This is a genomic window from Neomicrococcus lactis, assembly GCF_014200305.1.
GTDB lineage: Bacteria > Actinomycetota > Actinomycetes > Actinomycetales > Micrococcaceae > Neomicrococcus > Neomicrococcus lactis.
In genome coordinates, this window is the sequence record NZ_JACHBL010000001.1 from 2,628,002 (window position 1) to 2,649,024 (window position 21,023).

Sequence of the window (21,023 nt, forward strand, 5' to 3'; positions counted from 1 at the left end):
TCTAGTTTACTCGGAGCGGCTAGCCTGAATTCATGACGACATGGGAATACCTCACTGCACCAGTGCTAATTCATAACACCAAGCAGATTTTGGACAACTTCGGCAGCGAAGGCTGGGAACTCGTTACGGTCATCCCTGGCCCGAATTCCAGCAACTTGGTGGCCTACTTCAAGCGACCTAAGCAGTAGCGCAAGAAGCGCTCGGAGCTTAATCAAACGCTAAGCAAACTCTAAGGAGAAACATGGAACAACAACCTGTGTCGGCTGTAGAGCGTCGCCTCGCCGAGCTCGGCCTCGAGCTCCCGGGCGTCGTAGCCCCCGTCGCCGCCTACCAGCCAGCAGTTGTCTCCGGAAACTACGTCTACACCTCGGGTCAGTTGCCGATGGTCAACGGTCAGCTTCCTGCCCTGGGCAAGGTCGGCGCCGGCGTCACCGCGGAGCAGGGCAAGGAACTTGCTGCGACGTGTGCGCTGAACGCCTTGGCCGCTGTCAAGAGCGTTATTGGAGATCTTGATCGGGTCAAGCGCATTGTGAAGGTTGTTGGATTCGTTGCTTCTGATGCAGAATTCACGGGACAGCCGGGCGTGGTCAATGGCGCTTCGGAGCTCTTGGGCCAGGTCTTTGGAGACGCTGGCACGCACGCTCGTTCGGCAGTTGGCGTCGCGGTTCTTCCGTTGGATGCCCCCGTTGAAGTGGAATTGATTGCAGAATTCGAGTAACCCGATGAGTGTCACGCCGGGTGAGGACGTCTCTCACCCGGTGACGGCACCCATTGCCATTACGCCGGCGAACAACACCAAGACAGGTGTAGTTCGTCGGCTTTTCCCCATTTCTCCCACCCAGCGCGAAGCTGCTGCGCAGTGGCTCTCGATTCCTGACCGCACGCCGCGAGCTGCCCGCCGGGCCTCGTCCGTGGTGCTCGTGAAGGACTCGCGGGAGGGCGTGCAGACGTGGCTGGGGTATCGCGGTCCTGAATCACCCTTGGGTCACGTTGCGTTTCCCGGCGGTTCGGTAGAAGAGAACGACGACGCAGCTTACGTCTGGCACGGACCGTCCGTTGCGCAGTGGGCTAAGAAATTGGGTGTGGACGATCACCGACTCGCAAAAATGTGGGTCACGTGTGCCATCCGCGAGCTTTTCGAAGAAACCGGCGTTCTTCTAGCCGGACCTGACTCGTTGTCCACCGCCGAGATTCGACGCGGTGAACTGATGGACGCTCGTCAGGCTGTTGCTACTCAAGACGCAAGCTTTGCGGAGATTCTCGCGCGGCGTGGATGGGGCCTCCGGACCGACTTGTTGCGTCCGCTTTCACGATGGGTCACGCCGGGCTTCATGCACCGTCGCTTTGATACGTGGTTCTTTGCCGCCGTGGTTCCAGCCGGTCAATCCCCGTCCTTGCTCGAAGGCAAAGGCGTGTGGGGAAGCTGGGTGGTCGCCAAGGACCTCATTGCGCAGCGCGCGACGAGCACCTTGGGAGACCAAGTTGCTGACGCTATTGATCTTGGCGTGGGAAATGCCAGCGGCGAAACGGATACTCGAGGTCTGCCGTTGAGTCAGATCACCACGCCTGCCGTGGAGGCGATCTTGGAAAAGATTGCGGCCACCAAGGGGAGCGTCGCGTACTTGAGCTGTGCTCGCGCCCTCAAGGAGTACGCTCCAGAGCTAGTCAATATTGGTGGCGAGTATTTGCTAGACATTTCCACCGCGAACGCCCCTGAGGGCGGCGCCATTACACGCAGCCTGTAAATCAGGTAGGGCGCTAGTCAACGCTGGCGTCGTCGTACTCAGTTTCAAAAAAAGCGAGCGGCCCACGGACTGAAGTCCATGGGCCGCTCGACTAATTGGTGACGGGTAAGTCTTTAGCGCGAACGCTGACGCAAGCGCTGGATGTCCAAGATGACCACTGCGCGGGCCTCGAGGCGCAACCAACCGCGCTGCACGAATTCTGCAAGAGCCTTGTTGACGGTCTCGCGGGAAGCGCCAACGAGCTGCGCAAGTTCTTCCTGCGTGAGCTCGTGAGCAACCAAGATGCCATCGGTCGCTGGGCGGCCGAAGCGATCTGCAAGGTCAAGAAGTGCCTTGGCAACACGACCTGGAACGTCAGAGAAGACGAGGTCTGCAAGGGACTCGTTGGTGCGGCGCAAGCGGCGAGCCAACGCCTGCAAGAGCTGCATGGAAACATCTGGGCTGGTGCGGATCACGCGGCGAAGGTTCTCATGGCGCAGGCCAGCAAGGCGCGTCTCAGAGATTGCGGTTGCCGTGGCGTTTCGAGGATTTGGATCGAAGAGAGCCATTTCGCCGAAGAGTTCGCCTGGGCCGAGCACTGCAAGAAGGTTTTCGCGGCCGTCAGGGGAGGTGCGTCCCAGCTTGATCTTGCCGGAGACGATCACGTACATCTGATCGCCCTGATCGCCCTCGCGGAAGACGGAAGCGCCACGCGAGAGGTCAACTTCGGTCATTTCTTCGGTGATTGCCGCAAAGACGTCGTCGCCTAGATTTGCGAACAAAGGGGCCCGACGCAACACTTCACTGTCCATTGCTTCTCCTGTAATACTGTTTATTTCGCTTCTGCCATTCTGCCGTACGGCAAGCAAATGTGAAGACCTTGCCCGAGATTCTCTACAAAAACTCGGATCAGAAAGCTCGTTCCGGTATCCAAAATACGCCTATGTGACTCAAACGAGTGTGATCTTCGCCGCCAGTCTCAGCTTTGGCACAGTAAACACATCTAAACTTAGCTAATCGCCGTGTGGCCGTACTTATTCCGACTTCTTGCACGAAGTTGAATATTCAAGTATAACGCATCGGCGAAAAACCGCCAGCGACATGAGAGTTTTGCCCTTGCCTTTTGCACCGGCCATCGTAGATTTCAACATCGCCCAACTCAACGTCTTAGACCTCGTGGTCCTTTTCATGCTGGTTCTTTTCTTCATCTCCGGTGTGCGAAAAGGATTCTTTGTGACGCTGGGATCCATCGCCGGCTTTGTCGCCGGTGGTGTTGCGGCCTTCTTCGCCATTCCCTTGGTTTCGGCTTGGGTGAGCGATCCGACCTGGCGCCTCTTTGCTGTTATTGCCGCCGCGGTAATCTTGATTGTCGCCGGTCAGGCCATTGGCGCGGCTATTGGAAATCGCATTCGTTTGTGGCTCAACCTGCCAGCGCTCAAAGGCATTGACCGACTCTTCGGCGGTATCGCCAACACGGCCGTTGCCGCACTGGTTATTTCGGCCATCGCGTTCTCGGTTTCCAGCATGGGTATTGGCGTTGTCTCCCAGCTCATTTCTGGATCCAAGGTCATCTCAGCTATTCGCACTGCCACACCGGATCCCGTCACTCGGGCCATGGCAGACGCTCGACTGCTGGTAATGGGCCGAACCATTCCAGAGCTCCTCGAGCCCTTTGCGCCAGTCACCACCGCGCCAACGGCCGACTCGCTGCCGGAGAACGCGCAGTTGGCGCAGGCCGCGAAGTCCGTGGTCCGCATCAAGGGAACCGCTTTCGCCTGTGGCGTGAACCAGACAGGTTCCGGCTTTGTTGCCGCCAAGAACCGCGTTATCACCAACGCACACGTCGTCTCTGGCATCCGCGAGCCCGTCGTGGAAACTCTGTCTGGCGAGGCTTTGCCCGCTCAAGTGGTCTACTTCGACGCAGCCAAGGACCTGGCCGTGCTCTCCGTGGAGAACCTGAATGAATCTCCGCTCTCTGTTGGCTCCCCACTGAGTGCCAACGAACAAGCCGTGTTCATGGGTTACCCGGCAGGCGGTCCGTTCAGAGCCGAACCAGCTACGGTGCAGTCGATGCGCAACGTGTCCGTTCAGAACATCTACGGCGCAGACCCTGCTCTCATGCAGGTGTACCAGTTGGCTGCGAACGTCCAACAAGGAAACTCGGGTGGCCCGCTCATGACACAACAGGGCGAGCTCATTGGCGTGGTGTTCGCGCGAGCTAAGGATGGTCTGTCCGTTGGCTACGCGATCGGCATGAAGGAAGTGCAACCAGTCATTTCCAAGGCCGAAAGCCTGACCACTCCGGTCTCCACGGGTGCTTGCTCGACGCACTAGATCAACGCCATAGTTCCACGCACTAGATCCACGTGTGAAGAGCCCGCGCTCTTCACACGTGAGAGGTCTTTCGCACAAAAAGGTAGGCCGCCAGTCTTTGATGAAACTGGCGGCCTACCTGTGTAAAGAGCGGGGCCGAGGGAGGTCAGCCCCGCGGTCTTTTACTTCTTGAGTGCCTCGGTGATCTGCTGCATGACGGACTGATCGGCGAGCGTGCTCGCGTCTCCGCCGGTGCGGCCTTCAGCGATGTCCTTGAGCAAGCGGCGCACGATCTTTCCGGAGCGCGTCTTCGGCAGCTCTGGAACCACCAAGATAGTGCGAGGCTTGGCGATCGGGCCGATCTCCTTGCCCACGTGGGCGCGTAGTTCTTCGACGATCGTGTCCTTGGCGGCTTCTTCTCCACGAAGGATCACGAACGCCACGACGGCCTCGCCGGTGGTTTCGTCGGCAGCGCCGACGACGGCGGCTTCGGCCACAGCTGGGTGTGAGACCAACGCGGATTCAATTTCGGTGGTGGAAAGTCGGTGTCCGGAGACGTTCATGACGTCATCGACGCGGCCCAAGAGCCAGATATCGCCGTCGTCATCCTTCTTGGCACCGTCACCAGCGAAGTACATGCCATCAAAGCGTGACCAGTAAGTGTCCTTGAAGCGCTCTGGGTCCTTCCAGATGGTGCGAGCCATGGATGGCCACGGATCGCGGATGACCAAGAGGCCGCCCTGACCGTTGCCGACAGACTGACCGGTCTCGTCAACGACGTCCACGGTGATGCCCGGGACGGGAACCTGAGCGGAGCCCGGCTTCGTCTCCGTGACGCCCGGAAGTGGGGCGATCATGTGAGCGCCGGTTTCGGTCTGCCACCAGGTGTCCACGATCGGAGCCGGGTTCTCGCGGCGCTTACCACCGCCAGCGTTGCTGCCGAAGACGTCGCGGTACCACATCCACGCTTCAGGGTTGATCGGTTCACCCACGGATCCGAGGACGCGGATGCTGGACAAGTCATGCGCGTCAACGAGCTCGCGGCCCCACTTCATCATGGTGCGGATTGCGGTTGGCGCGGTGTACATGACCGTCACGCCGTACTTCTCCACGAGGGAGGCCCAGCGATCGCGGCCCGGGGTGTCCGGGGTGCCTTCGTACATGAGCTGCGTGGAGCCGTTGACCAGTGGAGCATAGGTGACGTAGGAATGGCCCGTGATCCATCCGATGTCAGCCGTGCACCAGTACACGTCTGATTCTGGGTGGATATCGAAGGTATCGCGGTGGGTGACCGCAGTCTGGACGAGGTAGCCGCCCGTGGTGTGAAGAATGCCCTTAGGCTTTCCGGTGGTTCCGGACGTGTACAGGATGAACAGCGGGTGCTCGGAATCGTGAGGAACAGCGGTGTGCTCCTTGGAAGCAACGTCTACGACGTCGCTCCACCAGCGGTCCAGGCCTTCGTTCCAGACGATATCTTGGCCGGTGCGCTGCACCACCACCACGTTCTCCACCGTGTGACCTGGTTTCTCCAGCGAAGCATCCACAGCGTCCTTCAATGAGGATGCCTTGCCACGGCGCCACGTGCCGTCTGAGGTGACCACAAGCTTGGCTTCGGCGTCGTCGATGCGGCTACGCAAAGCTTCAGCGCTGAAGCCACCGAAAACAACAGAGTGAATGGCGCCGATGCGAGCACAAGCCAGCATCGTCACAACCGCTTCAGGAATCATCGGCAAGTAGACGGCCACGCGGTCGCCCTTCTTGACACCGAGGCCCTCGAAAGCGTTCGCGGCTTGCTTCACGCGCTCGGTGAGCTCTGCGTAGGTGATGGTCTGCTGGTCGCCCGGCTCGCCTTCGAAGTGAATGGCCACGCGATCGCCAATGCCGCGCTCCACGTGACGGTCCAGAGCGTTGTAAGCAGCGTTGAGTTCGCCGCCCACAAACCACTTGGCGAACGGGGCGTCGGAGAAGTCCAAGGTCTCGGTGAAGTCCTTGTCCCACGTCAATGTGGAACGAGCCTGGTCGGCCCAGTAACCCAAACGGTCCGCGGCTGCCGCCTCATACTTGTCAGCCTTGGCCACTGCCTGAGCAGCGAATTCTGGGCTCGGCGCAAACTTGCGGTTTTCCGTCATGAGGTTATCCAGTGTTGCGGATGCTTTTTCAGACACTACTGTCCCTTCCGTTCTGAATGATTCTGTGATTCAGGTTACATAGTGTGTGAGCTGGCGCATATTGCGTGACCCCAAAAATGGCATGAGCGGCGGAAAATGTGCGGTGAACGGAGGCGGTGCTCTCAGCGGACAAGTGCGAGATCTGGCACGTCTCCATCTGTCCGGGCGTTTCGCCGGGGTAATCTGAAAGTAACGCCGAAGTTGGGCGTTCTTGACTTTTTGAGGCCACGGAAGAAAACGCAGGGGAGCTCCGCATGAACGCTGGTTCGGACCGATTGACTGGGACGTTGGGAAAGCTGACGGTGCGTGACATCGTGGTGATGGGCGGTGCGCTGTTATGCGTGATCGCTTCCTTGATTCCTCGCTACGTAGCGTCGAGCACCACCGGGCTGTACCTCCCCGGCATCGATGGCTTGTGGATGAATAACTGGACGCTGACCTCGAACTTGTTCGAGAATCTCGTGAAGGGCGTGTTCCCGTTGGTGGTTGCGATCCTGTTTGTGATCCGCCGTTACGCCGACAAGTCCCGTTTCACGATTGGCTCGCTCTCGCTGGATCAGTTCGCTGCCGTCTCCGGTATCGCCGCGGCGCTTGCGCACGTTATCGAGTTCGCGAACATCATCAACATCGCCCCGGCCCTCGGCCTGATCGGCTCGGCAGCCATCATCCTAGGCACCTCGCTTTCTCGGTACGTGGGCCTCTTCCGCAAGGATTTTGTCCCGAGCGATCGCGCTCTTTTGAGCAGCGACGTCGTACTCACTGAAGCGCGCCCCCGCGCCCCGAAGCCGTCCAGCGCACCGCAGGAATCCGTTACCACGTACGACGACGCAGCTCACCTCCCAGCCGCAGCGGCCGCTACCAGCGCGGTTTCGCGCGAGACGGATGCGACGGATTCGGCTCCCGTGGAGACCGCGGGCCCGGAACCAATTCGTCCAGAGCCTGTCACGCCCGAGGCTGTGCGCGCCGAGTCCGCGAGCATTGAATCTGCAGCTTCGAAGTCTGAGCGCACGGAGTCTGCTCGCACTGAACCCGCACGCAAGGAGTCTTCACGCGAAGAGTCCATGAAGGAAGAGGACGAGGTTGAAGAGTTCGGCCACGTAGCTTCGGCTGATCGCCACGACGACGAGACCAGCGCCTTCTGGTTTGCTGTGCCGAGCGAGCGCCACGCGGTTGATCCGAACACGGGTCAGCAGCTCTTCGCGCTTGAGCCAGGAAGCTGGATTTTGGCCCTTGAAGATCGTGGCCAGGAATTCGTCGTGCAGCACACGGACGGCAAGATTGGCGTTCTCCGCGACCTCAGGGATGTTGAACGCGGATAACATGCGGAATTTTCAGGGTGAAAGCGAGCTAGGCCTCAAGCGTCGCGCTCGCAAGATCAACCGCGTTCTGGGGGAGACCTACCCCTATGCGGTGGCTGAATTGGATTTTGCTAATCCTTTTGAGCTGCTGGTTGCCACCGTACTTTCGGCGCAAACCACAGACGTGGTGGTCAATGACGTGACGCCAGTGCTGTTCGGCCGCTATCCCACGCCGCAAGCGCTCGCCGAAGCTGACTTGGCAGACGTTCAAGACATCATCAAGCCCACCGGGTTCTTCCGCACTAAAGCTGAGAACATCGTCATGCTCGCGCAGCGGCTGTATGTGGATTTCGATTCGCAAGTCCCGGGCCGTCTCGAAGACCTCGTGACGCTTCCGGGCGTGGGACGCAAGACCGCCAATGTAGTGCTGGGCAACGCTTTCGATACGCCTGGCATCACGGTGGACACGCACTTTGGCCGCTTGGCCCGGCGCTTTGGCTGGACGGAATCGGAAGACCCCGTGGCCGTGGAGCGCGAAGTCGCCGCACTGTTCCCGCGCAAAGAGTGGACCATGCTTTCCCACCACGTGGTGTTTCATGGGCGACGCATGTGTCATGCTCGCAAGCCTGCGTGTGGAGTCTGCCCGGTGGCTTCGTTGTGCCCGAGCTTTGGCGACGGTGAGGTTGACGAAGAGAAGGCCAAGAAGTTGTTGAAGTACGAGTGGGCGCCAGGGCGCGAAGAGCTCTTGCAGCTCATGCGCGAGGGCGCGACTCGACGCGAACTACGAGCCAAAGGGTACCGGTTATCTCAATGAGCGCACGCGAAGAGCTAATGCAGGTCGTCGACAATCATCGGGCCGCCGTGGAGCGGAACGAGCGGATTCCTATGCCAAGCGACTGGACGTTCGGCCGGGTTGACGACGAGACAGCTCGGCACGCGGCAGTGCTCATTCTCTTTGGCCACTTGGACAACGTTCCTGCGGTCTCTCACGACTCGACCGTCTCCGACGAGCTCGATGTGCTCTTGCTCGAGCGCGCTCGCACTCTGCGCAAGCACCCCGGCCAGATCGCGTTTCCGGGCGGCGGCGTGGATGACACGGACCGCGATGTCACGCACACCGCTCTGCGCGAGGCCGTTGAAGAGACGGGTCTGGATCCGGCTGGCGTGGACGTCTTGGGGCGTCTGCAACTCACCGAACTTCCCGTCACCAACTTCCTCGTTACTCCCGTGATCGGCTGGTGGACGAAGCCGTCACCCGTGGAGGCCGTGGACGTGAATGAGTCCCGGACCGTTTTCCGAGCTCCCGTGGCGGACCTCTTGAACCCGGAGAATCGGCGCAGCGTTCGTGTGGAACGCGACGGCCACACGCACTTCAGCCCAGGCTTTGTGGTGGGCGATCGAGTGGTGTGGGGCTTTACGGCGATTGTGCTGGACCGCTTGTTCAACGAAGCAGGCTGGACTATTCCATGGGAGCCGGCGGAAGAGATCACCCCGCCGTTTTCGAACCGACACTAGGGCGCTATTTGGCGTCGGAGTACTTGTCTACGATGGCTACGGTCAGCGGGAACTCCACCGTCGTATTGCCAAACATCCATTTCGTCGCTTGGGCGGCCGCGTCTTCGATGCAGGCTTGAGCGCGCTCGGCGTACTCTTCGGGCGTGTGAACCATGACTTCGTCATGCAGGAAGAAGACCAGCTCGGGGCGAGCTGCGGCGTCGTCGTCCTCCAAAAAATTGAAAGCTAACTGCCTGCGCAACTCCGCGATCCACATCAGCGCCCACTCTGCCGCGCTGCCTTGCACCAAGAAATTGCGGGTGTAGCGGCCGCGCGTGCGGGCGATGGTGCCGGCGCGGGACTGCTCTTCGTGCGAGGACGTCTGCTGGGAAGCGAGCCAGCGCGGGCCAGGTCGGGGCGTGGTGCGGCCCAAATGTGTGGAGACGACGCCGCCGGTCTCGCCTGCGCGCGCTGCCTTTTCCAAAGCCGCGATGGCGGTGGGGTAGAGCTTTCTGAGCGTAGGCATGAGACGTGCCGATTCGCCCGTGGTGGCTCCATACATGGCACCGAGCATTGCGACTTTGGCGTGCGCGCGATCGCCGCCGAAGCCCTGCGAAGCCACGGACTCGTAGAGGTCCTGACCGCGAGATGCCTGGCTCAGACCCTCGTCGCGGGACATCGCGGCAAGAATGCGGGGCTCCAGCTGAGACGCATCAGCAACTACCAATTTCCAGCCCTCACGGGGGCGAACGGCCTCGCGAATACCGCGCGGAATCTGGAGCGCGCCGCCGCCGCGGGACGCCCAACGACCGGTGATGACGCCGCCCACAACGTATTCAGGGTGGAAGCGACCGTCGCGCACCCACGTGCTGAGCCAGTGCCAGCCGTTTGCCGTATAGAGCCGGTACATCTTCTTGTAGGTCAGGAGTGGCTCGATGACCGGGTGGTTCTTGCCTTTGAGCTCCCATTTGCTCGAGGAATTCACAGGAATGCCGTTGCGCTGGAGCGCGCGCACGAGGTCCTGCGGGGAATCCGGATTCAGCCCCGGTGTGTAGAGTAGCCGGCCGATCTCTTCCGCGAGCGCTTGAAGTTTGGCGGGGCGGTGTCCGGGCGTGGTTTCGGGGCCGAGAGTCTCTTCGAGGATGTGCTTGTGCGCCTCTTCGTTCCAAGGGAGGCCGAAGAATCCCATCTCCGTGGCCGCGATGGCGCCTGCCGACTCGGCGGCGATCAGGAGCCTCAAGCGGGACCCTGCGGGAGTATGCGGGATGGCCGCCATCTGGAGTCGAAGTTCTGCGATCTGGTACTCGACGGAGGCGTTCTTCTCTTTATGAGGTTCGAAGAGCGAATCTTGGTGGGTGTCCTCAGCATCGGTGAGGAATTGAGTGAGCTCGCCGTGGTTTTCCTCGTGCCAGTCCTTACTGATCTCTTCAATGTAGGGAGTGCGCAGGGCAGTCTGTGCGAATCTCAAGAGGTTGCGGGTGAGGCGCAGATCGTGGGCACGCTGGATGGCGAGTGGGTGTTTGTGTGAGTCTCGTGCGTCCGCTTCAAGCATCCCGCGGTACCAGCGGGACGTGTCCGACCATACCCAGCGGGCGGTGGGGTGCTGTTCGGTGATGTCTCGGGCGGCGGAGGCTAGAGCCCGGGCGCCAAAGATGACCATGGGGTGGCCAATCTCTTTCAGGTCCGAGTCCAGGAACTGAATGACCGCAGAGGCTGCTTGTGATTCGAGTTCCGGCTGCTGCACCGAATGAGTCGCCACCACTACGTAGCTTGTCATGACCGGATACGACCTTCTGCCAGAGTGGAAATTCTTTCACTCACATTAGTGGGTTGTTGGCGCCGCGTGCTGGGTTCCATCCACAGAAGAGCCGGTTGTCCATTGTGGCGTCAGTGCGGCGCGCGAATCTTGGGTCATGAAAAATACTGCTTCTCCGGTGCGCGTCACCGACGACTCTATTTCCTTTACCAAGCGGCGTAAGACGGCGAACGTTCTGGTGGTCACCGATCTCGCCGCGCTCGCAGATGACATGGTGCTCTTGGCGACCGTCGCCGGGGTGGATGCCGTGGTGGTTCCCGTCGCTGAGGCTCGGGGTTCCTGGCTGCAAAACGGCATGGAACGCTTTGGGTGGGATCCTCGAGCGATTTTGGTGGGGCCTGATGCTTTGGATGCGGCTCCGCAGTCAGCCGCCGAAGCCGAAATGCACGAGTGGATCTTGCTGGGCAACGAACTGCAGCAAGCCTCGCTTTTGGCTGTTGCGGCAAGAGCCCCACGGATTCGTGTGGCTATCCTCCCGTTCTCCGCGGAATGGCTGGGCAATTTTCTGACCGAGTTGTCCCGCCGTGGCGGGGAAGCGGAGCACATGACGTTTCTGGGTTTGGCAGGTGGAGTCGGCACCACAACGGCAGCGGCGCTTTTCGCGGCTCGGTGTGTGGGGTCCGGCCAGTCCGTGGTGCTCGTGGACGCGGATCCGCTAAGCGGTGGGATGTGGGAGCGTCTCTCCATGGGTCCTCATGAGGATTCATCGTGGGAGTCTCTCAATCACCACGAGCCAGTTCCGTGGGGAGTGCACATCGCCGAAGTCTTGCCGCAGACCCACGGCGTTAGCGTCCTGACGTGGAATCCAGCCGGAGGAGAGCACGCCGCAACGCCGAATCTGCCCGTGGACTTCGTTGCCGAGACCATTCAGGAACTGCGGTCAGCGTTCGATTGTGTGGTGGTGGACGCTGGCCGTTTGTCCCCATCGTCTTTGGGACTTGCCGAAACGTCGACGCACAACGTGGTGGTGGCACACGCGAGCGGACTGGCCAGCGGCCAATCGGAAGTGCTGTATTCAGGCGCCCGGTTTGGAGCAATTCCTCGCCGCTATGGTCTGGCGATCATTGGCGCGCATCCGAAAGGTTTTGACGCCTATGCCCTCCTGAACCAGACGGACGCGAGCTACAGATCGAGCCTTCCGTCGGTGAAGCGCATTGCCCAGCTGAGCGCTCAAGGCCGGCTCCTCGAAGCCTCATCCCTTGGAACGGTGCGGTCATTTCTAGATGACCTCGCCTTCGCAACGTTCTTGAGCGAAGACCAGTTCTTCGATGAGCGGTACGCATGAGTGAGGAGCGAATCGAGTGGCAGCCTCTTCCGCCGGGGAGTCCGGCTAGCGACGAGGTGTTGCTGGCCCACGTTCGTGAGCAGGCGGCTCTCGTGGAGCGTCCGTTGACCACCGCTGACTTGGCCGATGCCGTGAGGGCCGTGGGGCGAGCAATCAATGGTGAGGCCGCAGCACGGACCGTCCTGATGTTGCGCGAGCACCTCACTGGCTTGGGTCCACTTCAGAAGTTTGTTGAGAAGGAGAGCGTGACAGATGTATTGGTGGACGGCCAGGGTCGAATCTGGACTGATGGTGCTGACGGGCTTACTGACCATGGAGTGGGCTTTGCGCAGCCTCTTGATGTACGTCAATTGGCAGTACGTCTAGCCTCTCGCGTAGGACGACGCCTCGACGACGCTCAACCTTTCGTCGACGCAATGGTTGCCGGATACCGTCTACACGCGGTGATACCACCGGTCGCCACCGAAGGAACCTTGATCTCCATTCGCCGCGCCACTCAAGAAACGATGACCCTGGCCGAGCTGTGCCGAGACGAAGACGAGCTGTGGTCTCAAGCGCTCACAGCCATCGTGGACGGCAAGCTCAATTTCCTCATCAGCGGCGGAACCGGCACCGGTAAGACCACGCTGCTCTCGGCACTTTTGACCACGGCTTCGCATACCGAGCGGCTGGTGATCGTGGAAGACACCCAGGAACTGCGGCCGAAGCATCCTCACGTGGTGTCACTGCAGTGCCGAACTGCGAACGTGGAGGGGAGCGGCCGCGTGACCCTAACGGACCTGGTGCGAAACGCCCTGCGCATGCGGCCCGACCGCCTGGTGGTGGGGGAATGTCGCGGTGAGGAAGTCGCTGACTTCTTGTCCGCGATGAACACAGGGCACGAAGGCGCAGGTGGAACCGTCCACGCCAACAATGTGGAATCCGTTCCGGCCCGGCTCTATGCGCTCGGGGCGCTCGCGGGTCTTGACCCTGTGGCGCTCGGCTTCCAAGCCTCCAGCGCCATCGACGTCATCATCCACATGAAACGCCGCGCAGGTCATCGGTTCCCTCAAGAAATTGCTCGGCTAGTGATGACCGATAACGGCCTCAGCGTCGAAAGCATCTTCAGCCGAGACTCTGACGGCACGTTCATTCCCGGCCCGGGCGCCGCTTGGTTCCAGAGTGCGCTCACTGAACGCGGAGTGGAGTTCTCATGCTCTGGTTGATCGCAGCCCTTGTCGCCGTGAGCGTTTTCGTGTGGCTGCAACCTGCTCCTAGCCCCTCTTCGCACGAAAAGCCTGAATTACGACGACGCCAGCTTGCGGACTCGAGATCACCTTCGTTTCCAGCGCTTTCACGATTCAAAACAGTGCGGTTGCCGTTCGCGCCATCCAGCACCGATACTTGGGTGGTTCAAGAAGAACTCGCTCAGGGCGTCCGAAAGATCGCCGCGCTACTGCGGGCCGGTGTGCCACCTGTCCGTGCGTGGGAACTCTTGGCCCATCACGAGACTCTCCGTGCGAGACAAGAACCTCATCACGAGGACTCCTCGACTGATGGCGCCTCCGCAACGTTTGCCGACGTGGCTCATCGCGTCAGCGCGGCGATGCGTTTGGGGCTAGAACCAGACCGGCCCTTGAAGCGCGCGTCCCAACAGCCACAGGATCTGTGGGCCAGGCTGAGCTGGTGCGTCAGTCTGAGTAAAGAGACGGGTACACCCCTGTCCACACTGTTTGAACGCGTCGCCGCTGATGAGTCCGCGCGAGCCGACCGAGGACGAGCCCTGGAAAGCGTTCTTGCCGGACCCAAGATGACTCAGAAGCTGCTGGGGTGGTTGCCGGCCGGGGGAGTGCTCATGGCGCAGCTTCTTGGAGCGCAACCGTTGTCGTTGCTCTTCGGAAGCGTTGTAGGTCAAGCGCTTCTCGTGGGCGGGTGCACCCTTTGGTGGATCAACCTGTGGTGGAGCAAGAAATTGCTGGAAAAGGTCACTACGTGTTCGAGCAACTAACGGCGCTACTCATTGGCCTGCTCGTGGCAGCCGCCGTCTGGTGGTGGAACGGAGCCCCGAATGCTTCGAGGTTCTCACCGAAGAGTGGGGATCCGCGTGAGCGTGAGAGTGGGCGCGAAGAGAGCCATGGACCCACGATCGATGAGATTCCCCTGATTCTGGACCTCACGGCAGCCATGCTCGGCGCGGGACTTTCCCTCACGGAGTCGCTCCGAGCGCTCGCAGTTAGCGTGAGGTCCTGTCAGGATCTTTCCCGCGTCAGCCGTTCACTCGAACTGGGAATGAGCTGGGACGACGCGTGGGCGACTGCGCCCGACGACTTTGCCCCACTCGAATCTGCGCTCGCCTTTTCACGCCTCGCGGGTGCATCCAGTTCCAGCCTTCTCGTCGACTCTGCGCAAGCATTCCGTCGGCAAGCTCATCGCCACTTTGAAAAGAAGGCCGCGGAGCTCGGCGTCAAAATCATTGTTCCGTTGGGGCTCTGCGCTCTTCCGGCGTTCCTCCTACTGGGAGTCGGTCCTTTGGTGCTGTCCCTTTTGCCGCAGTGACCGTCACCCACAATTCAGACTTCAGCCACGGCTTGGCCCTGATATTCACAAAATCGAACTCCTCAACTCCACCGCTCAGAACTCAACGGAAAGCTGGACGTGAGGGGGAACAGCCACACTCCGAGGCTTCCTACCTCTCGAAAAACCCAACGGAAATGATGAGGAGAATCTCATGTCACAACTCACCCAGCCAACTGATGAAGGTCAGCTGCCTACCAACCACATCGTCCCGACGAACGCCGTATCCCTTCGAAAGGTGCCGGAACCTGTCGCAGCGGGCGGTCTGGACTTTGGCGCAGAAGAGGGAATCGCGACTGCTGAATTCAGCATCGTAACGCTCGCCGCGGTCGGCTTTGCCGGACTGCTCGTCACCATTCTCGCCAGCGGCGAAGTGCGCGAACTCTTGCTGGGAATGGTGCGCAACGCCCTGGGCGGTTAGAAGCACTGTGCCTCAGCCAGTGACTTAGTCAGACACGAACACCGACGAAACATCTTGAGTAAAGGAGGACGCCATGGTTCCACGCGACGACCAGCAACGAACGGGGAGAACGTGCAAGATGAGCCTGGGTCGTCGCACATTCGTCAAGGAACAGGGGAAGCATCAAGGCGAACTCGGGAGCAGCACGGCCGAAGTGGCTGTCTTGCTCCCGAGCATCGCCCTCTTGCTGAGTGTCTTGTTGTGGGTGGGCATGATCGGGTCTACCCAAATCGCAGTCCAGCAAGCAGCACGCGAAGTGGCCAGGGAGATCGCCCGGGGCCAAGAACATGAAACTGCTCTGGACACAGCCCAACGGATTGCTGGTGATGGTGCGACGGTGCAGACCAGCGACACAGGCCGGCTCACCGAGGTCCAAGTGAGAAGGAAGGTCTCGATGGGCGGAATCGAATGGTTGACTATCGACGTTTCGGCCGGAGCCAGCGTCCTGAGAGAACAGCCATGACGCACACCAAGAGATGCTGTGACAGCGACTCAGCAGCGCGGCGTATCTGGAGTCGACTGAAATCTGGCCAAGACGGCGCCGGAACGGGAATGGTCTTCGGGCTGGTGGCCTCAGGAATCCTCTTGCTGACCATGGTTCTGGCCGTCGTGACCGCGAGCAGCGCCCAATCCAAAGCGGCAACCGCAGCGGACATGGCGGCGCTCGCAGCCGCCGACGTGGCGCGCGGTCTGAAGTCCGGGGAACCCTGCAACACGGCTCAGCTTCTGGCCGCGGAGCACGGTGCTGAACTGTCGTCGTGCCAGATAGATTCGACCCACGCAGGCACGGTGTCCGTCACTACAAGAGTCCCAACAGTCTTTGTTCTCGAGTGGTTGCAGGCCTTCGACTTAGCAGGGGTCGGAAAAGCGCGAGCAGGGCCGCCTCCACTGAATCAGAACTAGAAGCGACGAGGGTGCTGCGGGAAGTTCTTGAGCAGAGCGGTGAGCAGTGCAATGGCTCCGGCCTTGCTGAGTGGATTGTTCTTGTTTCCGCACTTCGGACTTTGCACGCAAGACGGGCATCCCGATTCACACTCACAGGCGGAAACCGCATCACGGGTGGCTGTGATCCACTCGAAGGCGCGCTCATAGCCACGCTCCACGAACCCAGCGCCGCCCGGGTGCCCGTCATAGACAAAGATCGTGGGCGCTTCAGTATCAATGTGCAGCGCGGTGGAGACACCGCCGATGTCCCATCGGTCGCTCGAGGCAACTAGCGGCAAGAGGCCGATCATCGCGTGCTCGGCAGCATGGAGCGCGCCGGGGACTTCATCGATCGAAATTCCGGCAGCGGCCAGACTTGTCTCCGGGATCGTGAACCAGACGGCCTTCGTGTGCAGATCGCGAGGCGGAAGCTCGAGCGGTTCCTCACCCAAGATCTCGTTACTGATGAGAGCTTTTCGCTGGAAGGAGACCACTTTCGTCGTCACCACCACGTCACCCCACTGAGCGGTCACGGGTCCCCAATCCTCATGCCGCTGGACGTCAATGACGTCGATCTTCGTGATGTCCCGGGCTTGGGTATAGAAGTTGGGGTTAGCCCGAGTGACGAAAACGCAATGGTCCGTCTCGTTGAGCTCGTCCACCACGAACGTCTGACCCTGATGCGTGTAGATAGCGCCGTTGTGAGCCTGGAAGTGGGTCTGCGGAGAGTCCATGGTGCCAAGCAACGCGCCAGTTTCGGTATCAACGATGTTGACCGGACCGCCACCATCGGCACGGATGTTCACCATGCCGGCGGCCGATTGCGGATGCACCCAGAACCAGCCAGACGGCCGTCGTCGTAAGTAACCCTGCTCCACCAATCGATCCAACAAAGCCGCCGCCGTGGGACCAAAGTCCTCCACTTCCTCGAGCTTGAGCGGAAGCTCTTCGGCTGCGGCACACAAGTGCGGACCCAAAACGTAGGGATTGGAAGGATCGAAAACGGTCGCCTCCACGGAACGATCAAAAATCGCCTCCGGATGATTGACCAAGTACGTATCCAGCGGATCATCGCTTGCTACCAACACGGCCAAAGCATCTTGACCGGCGCGGCCAGCGCGGCCGATCTGCTGGAAGAAGGACGCTCGCGTTCCGGGCCAGCCAGAGACCAAGACCGCGTCCAAACCAGCGATATCAATACCAAGTTCGAGCGCAGATGTTGAGGCGATGCCCAAGAGCTCGCCATTGCGCAGGCGCCGCTCGAGTTCGCGTCGCTCCTCGGGCAAGTACCCGGACCGATACGCTGCAACGCGCTGACCCAACGCTGGATCCACTTCTTCAAGGTGTTTCTGGGTCAAAGACGCGATGGCCTCGGTGCCGCGGCGCGATTTGATGAAAGAGATGGTGCGAACGTGCGAAGTCACGAGATTGGCCAGCAAGTCCGAGGTCTCGGCGACCACGGAGCGGCGCCGTGGGGCACCGTTTTCGTCGGCAAAGTCGGTGAGCGGCGGCTCCCACAAGGCAACGGTGACCTCACCGTGTGGCGAGAAGTCGGTGGTGACGGCCGTGGCCTGCTGACCCACGAGCTTCCCGAAAGAAACTTCTGGCTCGGCAGAGGTAGCCGAGGCGCCAATGAACACCGGTGCAGACCCCAACCGACGGCAGACGCGGTTGAGCCGACGCATGAGGTTGGCGATGTGAGATCCGAAAACGCCCTTATAGGAGTGCGCTTCGTCGATGATGACGAACTGCAGATCGCGGAAGAATCGGGCCCACTGCGCATGGTTACCCAAGATGCCGTAATGCAGCATGTCCGGGTTGGTGAGCAGGAAATTCGCGTGCTCACGAATCCAGCGGCGTTCTTGCGGATCGGTGTCGCCGTCGTAGGTCTCAGCCCGCAGGCCAGGAAGTTTCAGTTCATTGAGCGAAGAGAGCTGATCAGCGGCCAAGGCTTTCGTGGGCGCTAAATAGAGGACTGTGCCCGCAAAAGGAGTCGCCTCGCTTTCTAGCACTCGGCTCAACGACGGCATGAGGTAGGCAAGTGATTTACCGGACGCGGTTCCAGTAGCCAGAATGACGTGCTGACCTTGCCATGCGAGATCGGCTGCCTGAATCTGGTGCAGCCAGGGACGTTCCACACCGCGGCGCTCATACGCTTCCCGAAGTGCGGGATCTACCCAGGCTGGCCACGGACCCGTGACGGCCTCGCGCGACTCAACGGTTTGAACATGCTTGAGCGCTTCCGGCGCATCGCCGTATCCCAGCAAGGGAATGAGAGTGCGGAAATCAGTCACGAGCCTTCAAACTTCTTTGGTCACGAGGTAGGGAGAGGAGCTAACGGTAGTACGCGCCAAAATACTAGCTTCTAATGCGAGCGGTCCCGCTGTCACCGGCAACGTTCAAGAGAAGCCTGGTAACAGCGGGACCGCCCACTGAAGATTGTGTTGAAGCGCTTAGGAATGCGCGGTAGGGCTGTTGAGGATGTGCGGTTCGCCGCCCTCAAAGACGATGGCGGAGCCGAGGGTTTTCCATCCCAAATACTTGTAGAGCTCTTGACCGTCCTGGGTTGCCACGAGGAGACCGTCTACAACTTCGCCTTCAAGGGCAATAGCTGCAAGAGCGCGCATGACCAACGAAGCGAAACCGCGTCGGCGGTAATCGGGATCGGTGATGATGCGGTCAAACACGGCTACGTCTCCCACAACTGAAACGTGGCCAGAAGCGGCGACAACGTCATGGTCATTCTCGGGGTGCAAAGAGACCCACGCGTGCTGACCATCGCGTTCAATCTGCCACTCAAATCCTTCGGCTGGGCGAGGATCTTCAACGTCGTGACCTGCCATGGCAGTCGACATGATGACTTCGTCCTGCGCAACTACGGACATGCCAGCCGTGCGAGCAGCCTTCACGAGCTCGGCGGTGTTGTCCGTAAAAGCCACCAACCGGCGGTTGGGGTGCTTGATGAGAGTCTCGGCGATAGCCACGAGCTCTTCGTTCGTCGGTTCATGGACAACGTATTCCCAGTCGCCCGTTGTGTCGTGACGGAGGGACGCATGGACCCGACCGTCGTGACGGTTGTCGTAGCCGCGGGCACCAGACCAGCCGGTGACCCAGGTGCCAATCAATTCATCGTTCGCGGAGTTAGCCATAAGATGACCTTACCGTGAACTAACGCGTTCGAGGAGTGCTCCGCGCGCTCTGATACACGAATGAAACATGGCGCACTGCTTCCTCTAAGCGTTCTTGCAGTGAATGTCGAGACTCGCGAGTGACTAGGAATGTTAGGGTACGGTCCCTGGCCGACACTCCAAGAAAATTCGCCACTTTTCACTTAAAAATATGACCGTCAAAAATCGCCTAAAATTGATAGGTGTCTTTGAGCCGAATTGCCTTGTTTTACGCCTTTACCCCGCTAGCTGACCCAGAAGCCATCCGCTTGTGGCAGATCTCCCTCTTGGAGCAGTGGGGCCTGAAGGGGCGCATCATTGTATCCAAGCATGGAATTAACGGCACCGCCGGTGGTGAAATCACGGCCCTCAAGCAATATGTGAAGGCCACGCGCCAGTACCCAGGCTTCAAGAAGCTCGACGTGAAGTGGAGCGACGGCTCCGCAGATGACTTCCCGCGCATCTCCGTCAAGAATCGCAACGAGATCGTTTCCTTTGGCGCGCCTGAGGAACTCGTGGTGGATGAGAACGGTGTCGTCGGCGGTGGCGAGCACTTGCGTCCCGAAGAGGTTCACGAACTCGTAGAGCAGAAGAAGGAAGCCGGCGAAGAGGTGGTCTTCTTTGACGGTCGTAACGCGTTTGAGGCCCAGATCGGCCGTTTCAAGAACGCGATCGTTCCCGACGTCGCCACCACGCATGATTTCATCAAGGAGCTCGACTCCGGCAAGTATGACGATCTTAAGGACAAGCCGATCGTCACGTATTGCACCGGCGGCATCCGTTGCGAGGTCCTCTCCGCGCTCATGAAGAACCGCGGCTTCAAAGAGGTGTACCAGCTCAAGGGCGGCATCGTCCGCTACGGCGAAACCTTCGGTGACAAGGGCCTTTGGGAAGGCTCGCTCTACGTCTTCGACCGCCGCATGCACATGGAATTCACGCCGGAAGCCGTCACGATCGGCGAGTGCGTGCACTGTGGCAAGGGCACCAACAAGTTCGAGAACTGCTCCAACTTGTCCTGCCGTAACTTGCGTTTGTTCTGCGCTGATTGCGCGGCTGACCCGGTCAAGCGCGACTGCGGTCAGTGCTCTCGCGAAGATTCAGCTGCGGAAAGCGTTACGGCTTCCGTTTAGCGATATTCTGTCTGGCGAAATAGCGTCCGTCTCATGACGGGCGCTATTTTTTTTCACTACTGATTACGACGACGCTGGCCACAGTCCGATTGCGCCGTCTTGCGGATCGAGGTCTTCCGTTTCGGTGTGATACACCGTGAGTCCGCGTGCTTCGTAGTTCGGGATCGCGGCGGGGCCATCGAGACTGCACGTGTGAACCCACACGCGGGAGACCGGCGGTAGTGATTCCCAGCGGGAGTCCATGTCCCACGCTCGAGCGATACCTTCGCTCAGCAAGATGCCACCTAGTCCCTGACCCGTTGCTTCGGGGAAGAGGCCGAAGTACATGATCTCCACTTCAGTGGTCTCTACATCGGCTTCTTTGAGACGCGAGACGAGTTCCACGTAGCCGGCAGGAGCATGGTTGACGTAGAGAACGTACGTTTCAGTACCTTCTTGGCTGATCGCGTCTTGCCACTGCTGGCGACTCCAGATCAGTCGGTCCGCCCAATTGAGGTCGCTTCCCACGCTGCGATACAAGAACTTGGAGAAGTCCGCGCTGATATGTGGCATCAGGGCGATCTGGCACTGAGCCGGAAGCTCGCGCGCGGAAGCCTTGAGGGAGCCGGAATCAAGCATTTCTAGGTACGTCGTTGTTACAGAAACCACGCCTCAAGACTACAAGCGCGGCCACCCTCTCTGCGTTGGCCTG

Annotated in this window: 21 protein-coding genes; 15 read left to right on the top strand and 6 right to left on the bottom strand. The window is 60.2% G+C overall.

The window, feature by feature from the left end; all coding sequences use genetic code 11:
* The first annotated feature begins 32 nt into the window (after positions 1-32).
* The 3 genes from BKA12_RS11935 to BKA12_RS11945 are packed head-to-tail and all read left to right on the top strand — an operon-like array spanning position 33 to position 1,745.
* Positions 33-188 (top strand): Sp36 family protein, encoded by a 156-nt coding sequence (locus tag BKA12_RS11935; protein WP_183644208.1) that lies wholly within the window; start codon positions 33-35, stop codon positions 186-188.
* Positions 189-241: 53 nt separating this feature from the next.
* Positions 242-718, top strand: a complete 477-nt coding sequence (locus BKA12_RS11940; protein ID WP_183644211.1) for a RidA family protein — start codon at positions 242-244, stop codon at positions 716-718.
* Positions 719-722: 4 nt separating this feature from the next.
* The gene (locus tag BKA12_RS11945) at positions 723-1,745 is read left to right on the top strand and encodes an NUDIX hydrolase (protein ID WP_246361695.1); all 1,023 of its coding nucleotides are present in this window, start codon (positions 723-725) and stop codon (positions 1,743-1,745) included.
* A 113-nt stretch (positions 1,746-1,858) separates the two neighbouring features.
* Here the strand turns inward: BKA12_RS11945 and BKA12_RS11950 are convergent, their stop codons facing one another.
* Positions 1,859-2,536: a Crp/Fnr family transcriptional regulator gene (locus BKA12_RS11950; RefSeq protein WP_183644214.1), complete on the bottom strand. Its 678-nt coding sequence runs from the start codon at positions 2,534-2,536 to the stop codon at positions 1,859-1,861.
* A 289-nt stretch (positions 2,537-2,825) separates the two neighbouring features.
* Between BKA12_RS11950 and BKA12_RS11955 the strand changes: the two genes are divergently transcribed.
* A complete protein-coding gene (locus BKA12_RS11955; protein WP_183644217.1) occupies positions 2,826-4,058 on the top strand; it encodes a MarP family serine protease in 1,233 nt (410 codons plus the stop codon).
* A 161-nt stretch (positions 4,059-4,219) separates the two neighbouring features.
* On the opposite strand, the gene acs is transcribed toward BKA12_RS11955, so the two are convergent.
* Positions 4,220-6,166: an acetate--CoA ligase gene (gene acs / locus BKA12_RS11960; protein ID WP_183645116.1), complete on the bottom strand. Its 1,947-nt coding sequence runs from the start codon at positions 6,164-6,166 to the stop codon at positions 4,220-4,222.
* Between the two features lie 293 nt (positions 6,167-6,459).
* Here acs and BKA12_RS11965 point away from each other — a divergent pair, with 293 nt between their 5' ends.
* Genes BKA12_RS11965 through BKA12_RS11975 form a run of 3 tightly spaced genes read left to right on the top strand, consistent with a single transcriptional unit; the run spans position 6,460 to position 9,018 of the window.
* Positions 6,460-7,524 (top strand): hypothetical protein, encoded by a 1,065-nt coding sequence (locus BKA12_RS11965; protein WP_183644220.1) that lies wholly within the window; start codon positions 6,460-6,462, stop codon positions 7,522-7,524.
* Position 7,525: 1 nt separating this feature from the next.
* Positions 7,526-8,317 carry an endonuclease III gene (gene nth / locus BKA12_RS11970; protein WP_183644223.1) on the top strand — a complete coding sequence of 264 codons (792 nt, stop codon included), beginning with the start codon at positions 7,526-7,528 and terminating at the stop codon, positions 8,315-8,317.
* Complete coding sequence (locus BKA12_RS11975; RefSeq protein WP_183644227.1) at positions 8,314-9,018, top strand: NUDIX hydrolase; 705 nt, start codon at positions 8,314-8,316, stop codon at positions 9,016-9,018. Before nth ends, BKA12_RS11975 begins: the two co-directional genes overlap by 4 nt.
* Before the next feature lie 4 nt (positions 9,019-9,022).
* Here the strand turns inward: BKA12_RS11975 and BKA12_RS11980 are convergent, their stop codons facing one another.
* Entirely contained in the window at positions 9,023-10,774 is a 1,752-nt protein-coding gene (locus BKA12_RS11980; protein ID WP_246361696.1) for a bifunctional 3'-5' exonuclease/DNA polymerase, read from the bottom strand.
* Positions 10,775-10,910: 136 nt separating this feature from the next.
* Here BKA12_RS11980 and BKA12_RS11985 point away from each other — a divergent pair, with 136 nt between their 5' ends.
* From BKA12_RS11985 to BKA12_RS12015, 7 genes are all read left to right on the top strand, one after another.
* Positions 10,911-12,098, top strand: coding sequence for a CpaE-like family protein (locus BKA12_RS11985; RefSeq protein WP_183644230.1), 1,188 nt, complete (start codon positions 10,911-10,913; stop codon positions 12,096-12,098).
* Positions 12,095-13,303, top strand: a complete 1,209-nt coding sequence (locus BKA12_RS11990) for a TadA family conjugal transfer-associated ATPase (RefSeq protein WP_183644233.1) — start codon at positions 12,095-12,097, stop codon at positions 13,301-13,303. Before BKA12_RS11985 ends, BKA12_RS11990 begins: the two co-directional genes overlap by 4 nt.
* On the top strand, positions 13,291-14,085 hold the full coding sequence (locus tag BKA12_RS11995; RefSeq protein WP_183644236.1) for a type II secretion system F family protein: 795 nt from the start codon (positions 13,291-13,293) through the stop codon (positions 14,083-14,085). The genes BKA12_RS11990 and BKA12_RS11995 overlap by 13 nt, the downstream gene beginning before the upstream one ends.
* A complete protein-coding gene (locus BKA12_RS12570) occupies positions 14,070-14,633 on the top strand; it encodes a type II secretion system F family protein (protein WP_183644240.1) in 564 nt (187 codons plus the stop codon). Before BKA12_RS11995 ends, BKA12_RS12570 begins: the two co-directional genes overlap by 16 nt.
* A gap of 172 nt (positions 14,634-14,805) precedes the next feature.
* A complete protein-coding gene (locus BKA12_RS12005; protein ID WP_183644243.1) occupies positions 14,806-15,072 on the top strand; it encodes a DUF4244 domain-containing protein in 267 nt (88 codons plus the stop codon).
* Positions 15,073-15,145: 73 nt separating this feature from the next.
* The gene (locus BKA12_RS12010) at positions 15,146-15,574 is read left to right on the top strand and encodes a TadE family protein (protein WP_183644245.1); all 429 of its coding nucleotides are present in this window, start codon (positions 15,146-15,148) and stop codon (positions 15,572-15,574) included.
* A complete protein-coding gene (locus tag BKA12_RS12015; RefSeq protein WP_246361697.1) occupies positions 15,571-16,014 on the top strand; it encodes an Rv3654c family TadE-like protein in 444 nt (147 codons plus the stop codon). The genes BKA12_RS12010 and BKA12_RS12015 overlap by 4 nt, the downstream gene beginning before the upstream one ends.
* Here BKA12_RS12015 and BKA12_RS12020 read toward each other — a convergent pair.
* Entirely contained in the window at positions 16,011-18,329 is a 2,319-nt protein-coding gene (locus BKA12_RS12020; protein WP_183644247.1) for a DEAD/DEAH box helicase, read from the bottom strand. The two genes, BKA12_RS12015 and BKA12_RS12020, sit on opposite strands and share 4 nt — an antisense overlap.
* Before the next feature lie 159 nt (positions 18,330-18,488).
* Positions 18,489-19,184, bottom strand: coding sequence for a GNAT family N-acetyltransferase (locus BKA12_RS12025; protein WP_183644249.1), 696 nt, complete (start codon positions 19,182-19,184; stop codon positions 18,489-18,491).
* Between the two features lie 221 nt (positions 19,185-19,405).
* On the opposite strand from BKA12_RS12025, the gene trhO reads away from it, so the two are divergent.
* Positions 19,406-20,332 (top strand): oxygen-dependent tRNA uridine(34) hydroxylase TrhO, encoded by a 927-nt coding sequence (gene trhO / locus BKA12_RS12030; protein WP_183644251.1) that lies wholly within the window; start codon positions 19,406-19,408, stop codon positions 20,330-20,332.
* A 63-nt stretch (positions 20,333-20,395) separates the two neighbouring features.
* Here trhO and BKA12_RS12035 read toward each other — a convergent pair whose 3' ends face one another.
* Positions 20,396-20,980: a GNAT family N-acetyltransferase gene (locus tag BKA12_RS12035; protein WP_338087523.1), complete on the bottom strand. Its 585-nt coding sequence runs from the start codon at positions 20,978-20,980 to the stop codon at positions 20,396-20,398.
* Positions 20,981-21,023 lie beyond the last annotated feature (43 nt).

Bases quoted from the DNA above. Each gene is read 5' to 3' on its own strand.
- BKA12_RS11950 (WP_183644214.1), bottom strand. From the start codon at position 2,536: ATGGACAGTGAAGTGTTGCGTCGGGCCCCTTTGTTCGCAAATCTAGGC.
- acs (WP_183645116.1), bottom strand. From the start codon at position 6,166: ATGACGGAAAACCGCAAGTTTGCGCCGAGCCCAGAATTCGCTGCTCAG.
- nth (WP_183644223.1), top strand. From the start codon at position 7,526: ATGCGGAATTTTCAGGGTGAAAGCGAGCTAGGCCTCAAGCGTCGCGCT.
- BKA12_RS11985 (WP_183644230.1), top strand. From the start codon at position 10,911: ATGAAAAATACTGCTTCTCCGGTGCGCGTCACCGACGACTCTATTTCC.
- BKA12_RS12010 (WP_183644245.1), top strand. From the start codon at position 15,146: ATGGTTCCACGCGACGACCAGCAACGAACGGGGAGAACGTGCAAGATG.
- BKA12_RS11995 (WP_183644236.1), top strand. From the start codon at position 13,291: ATGCTCTGGTTGATCGCAGCCCTTGTCGCCGTGAGCGTTTTCGTGTGG.
- BKA12_RS12025 (WP_183644249.1), bottom strand. From the start codon at position 19,184: ATGGCTAACTCCGCGAACGATGAATTGATTGGCACCTGGGTCACCGGC.
- BKA12_RS11955 (WP_183644217.1), top strand. From the start codon at position 2,826: ATGAGAGTTTTGCCCTTGCCTTTTGCACCGGCCATCGTAGATTTCAAC.
- BKA12_RS11935 (WP_183644208.1), top strand. From the start codon at position 33: ATGACGACATGGGAATACCTCACTGCACCAGTGCTAATTCATAACACC.
- BKA12_RS11945 (WP_246361695.1), top strand. From the start codon at position 723: ATGAGTGTCACGCCGGGTGAGGACGTCTCTCACCCGGTGACGGCACCC.
- BKA12_RS11980 (WP_246361696.1), bottom strand. From the start codon at position 10,774: ATGACAAGCTACGTAGTGGTGGCGACTCATTCGGTGCAGCAGCCGGAA.
- BKA12_RS12015 (WP_246361697.1), top strand. From the start codon at position 15,571: ATGACGCACACCAAGAGATGCTGTGACAGCGACTCAGCAGCGCGGCGT.
- BKA12_RS12005 (WP_183644243.1), top strand. From the start codon at position 14,806: ATGTCACAACTCACCCAGCCAACTGATGAAGGTCAGCTGCCTACCAAC.
- BKA12_RS11940 (WP_183644211.1), top strand. From the start codon at position 242: ATGGAACAACAACCTGTGTCGGCTGTAGAGCGTCGCCTCGCCGAGCTC.
- BKA12_RS11990 (WP_183644233.1), top strand. From the start codon at position 12,095: ATGAGTGAGGAGCGAATCGAGTGGCAGCCTCTTCCGCCGGGGAGTCCG.
- BKA12_RS11965 (WP_183644220.1), top strand. From the start codon at position 6,460: ATGAACGCTGGTTCGGACCGATTGACTGGGACGTTGGGAAAGCTGACG.
- BKA12_RS11975 (WP_183644227.1), top strand. From the start codon at position 8,314: ATGAGCGCACGCGAAGAGCTAATGCAGGTCGTCGACAATCATCGGGCC.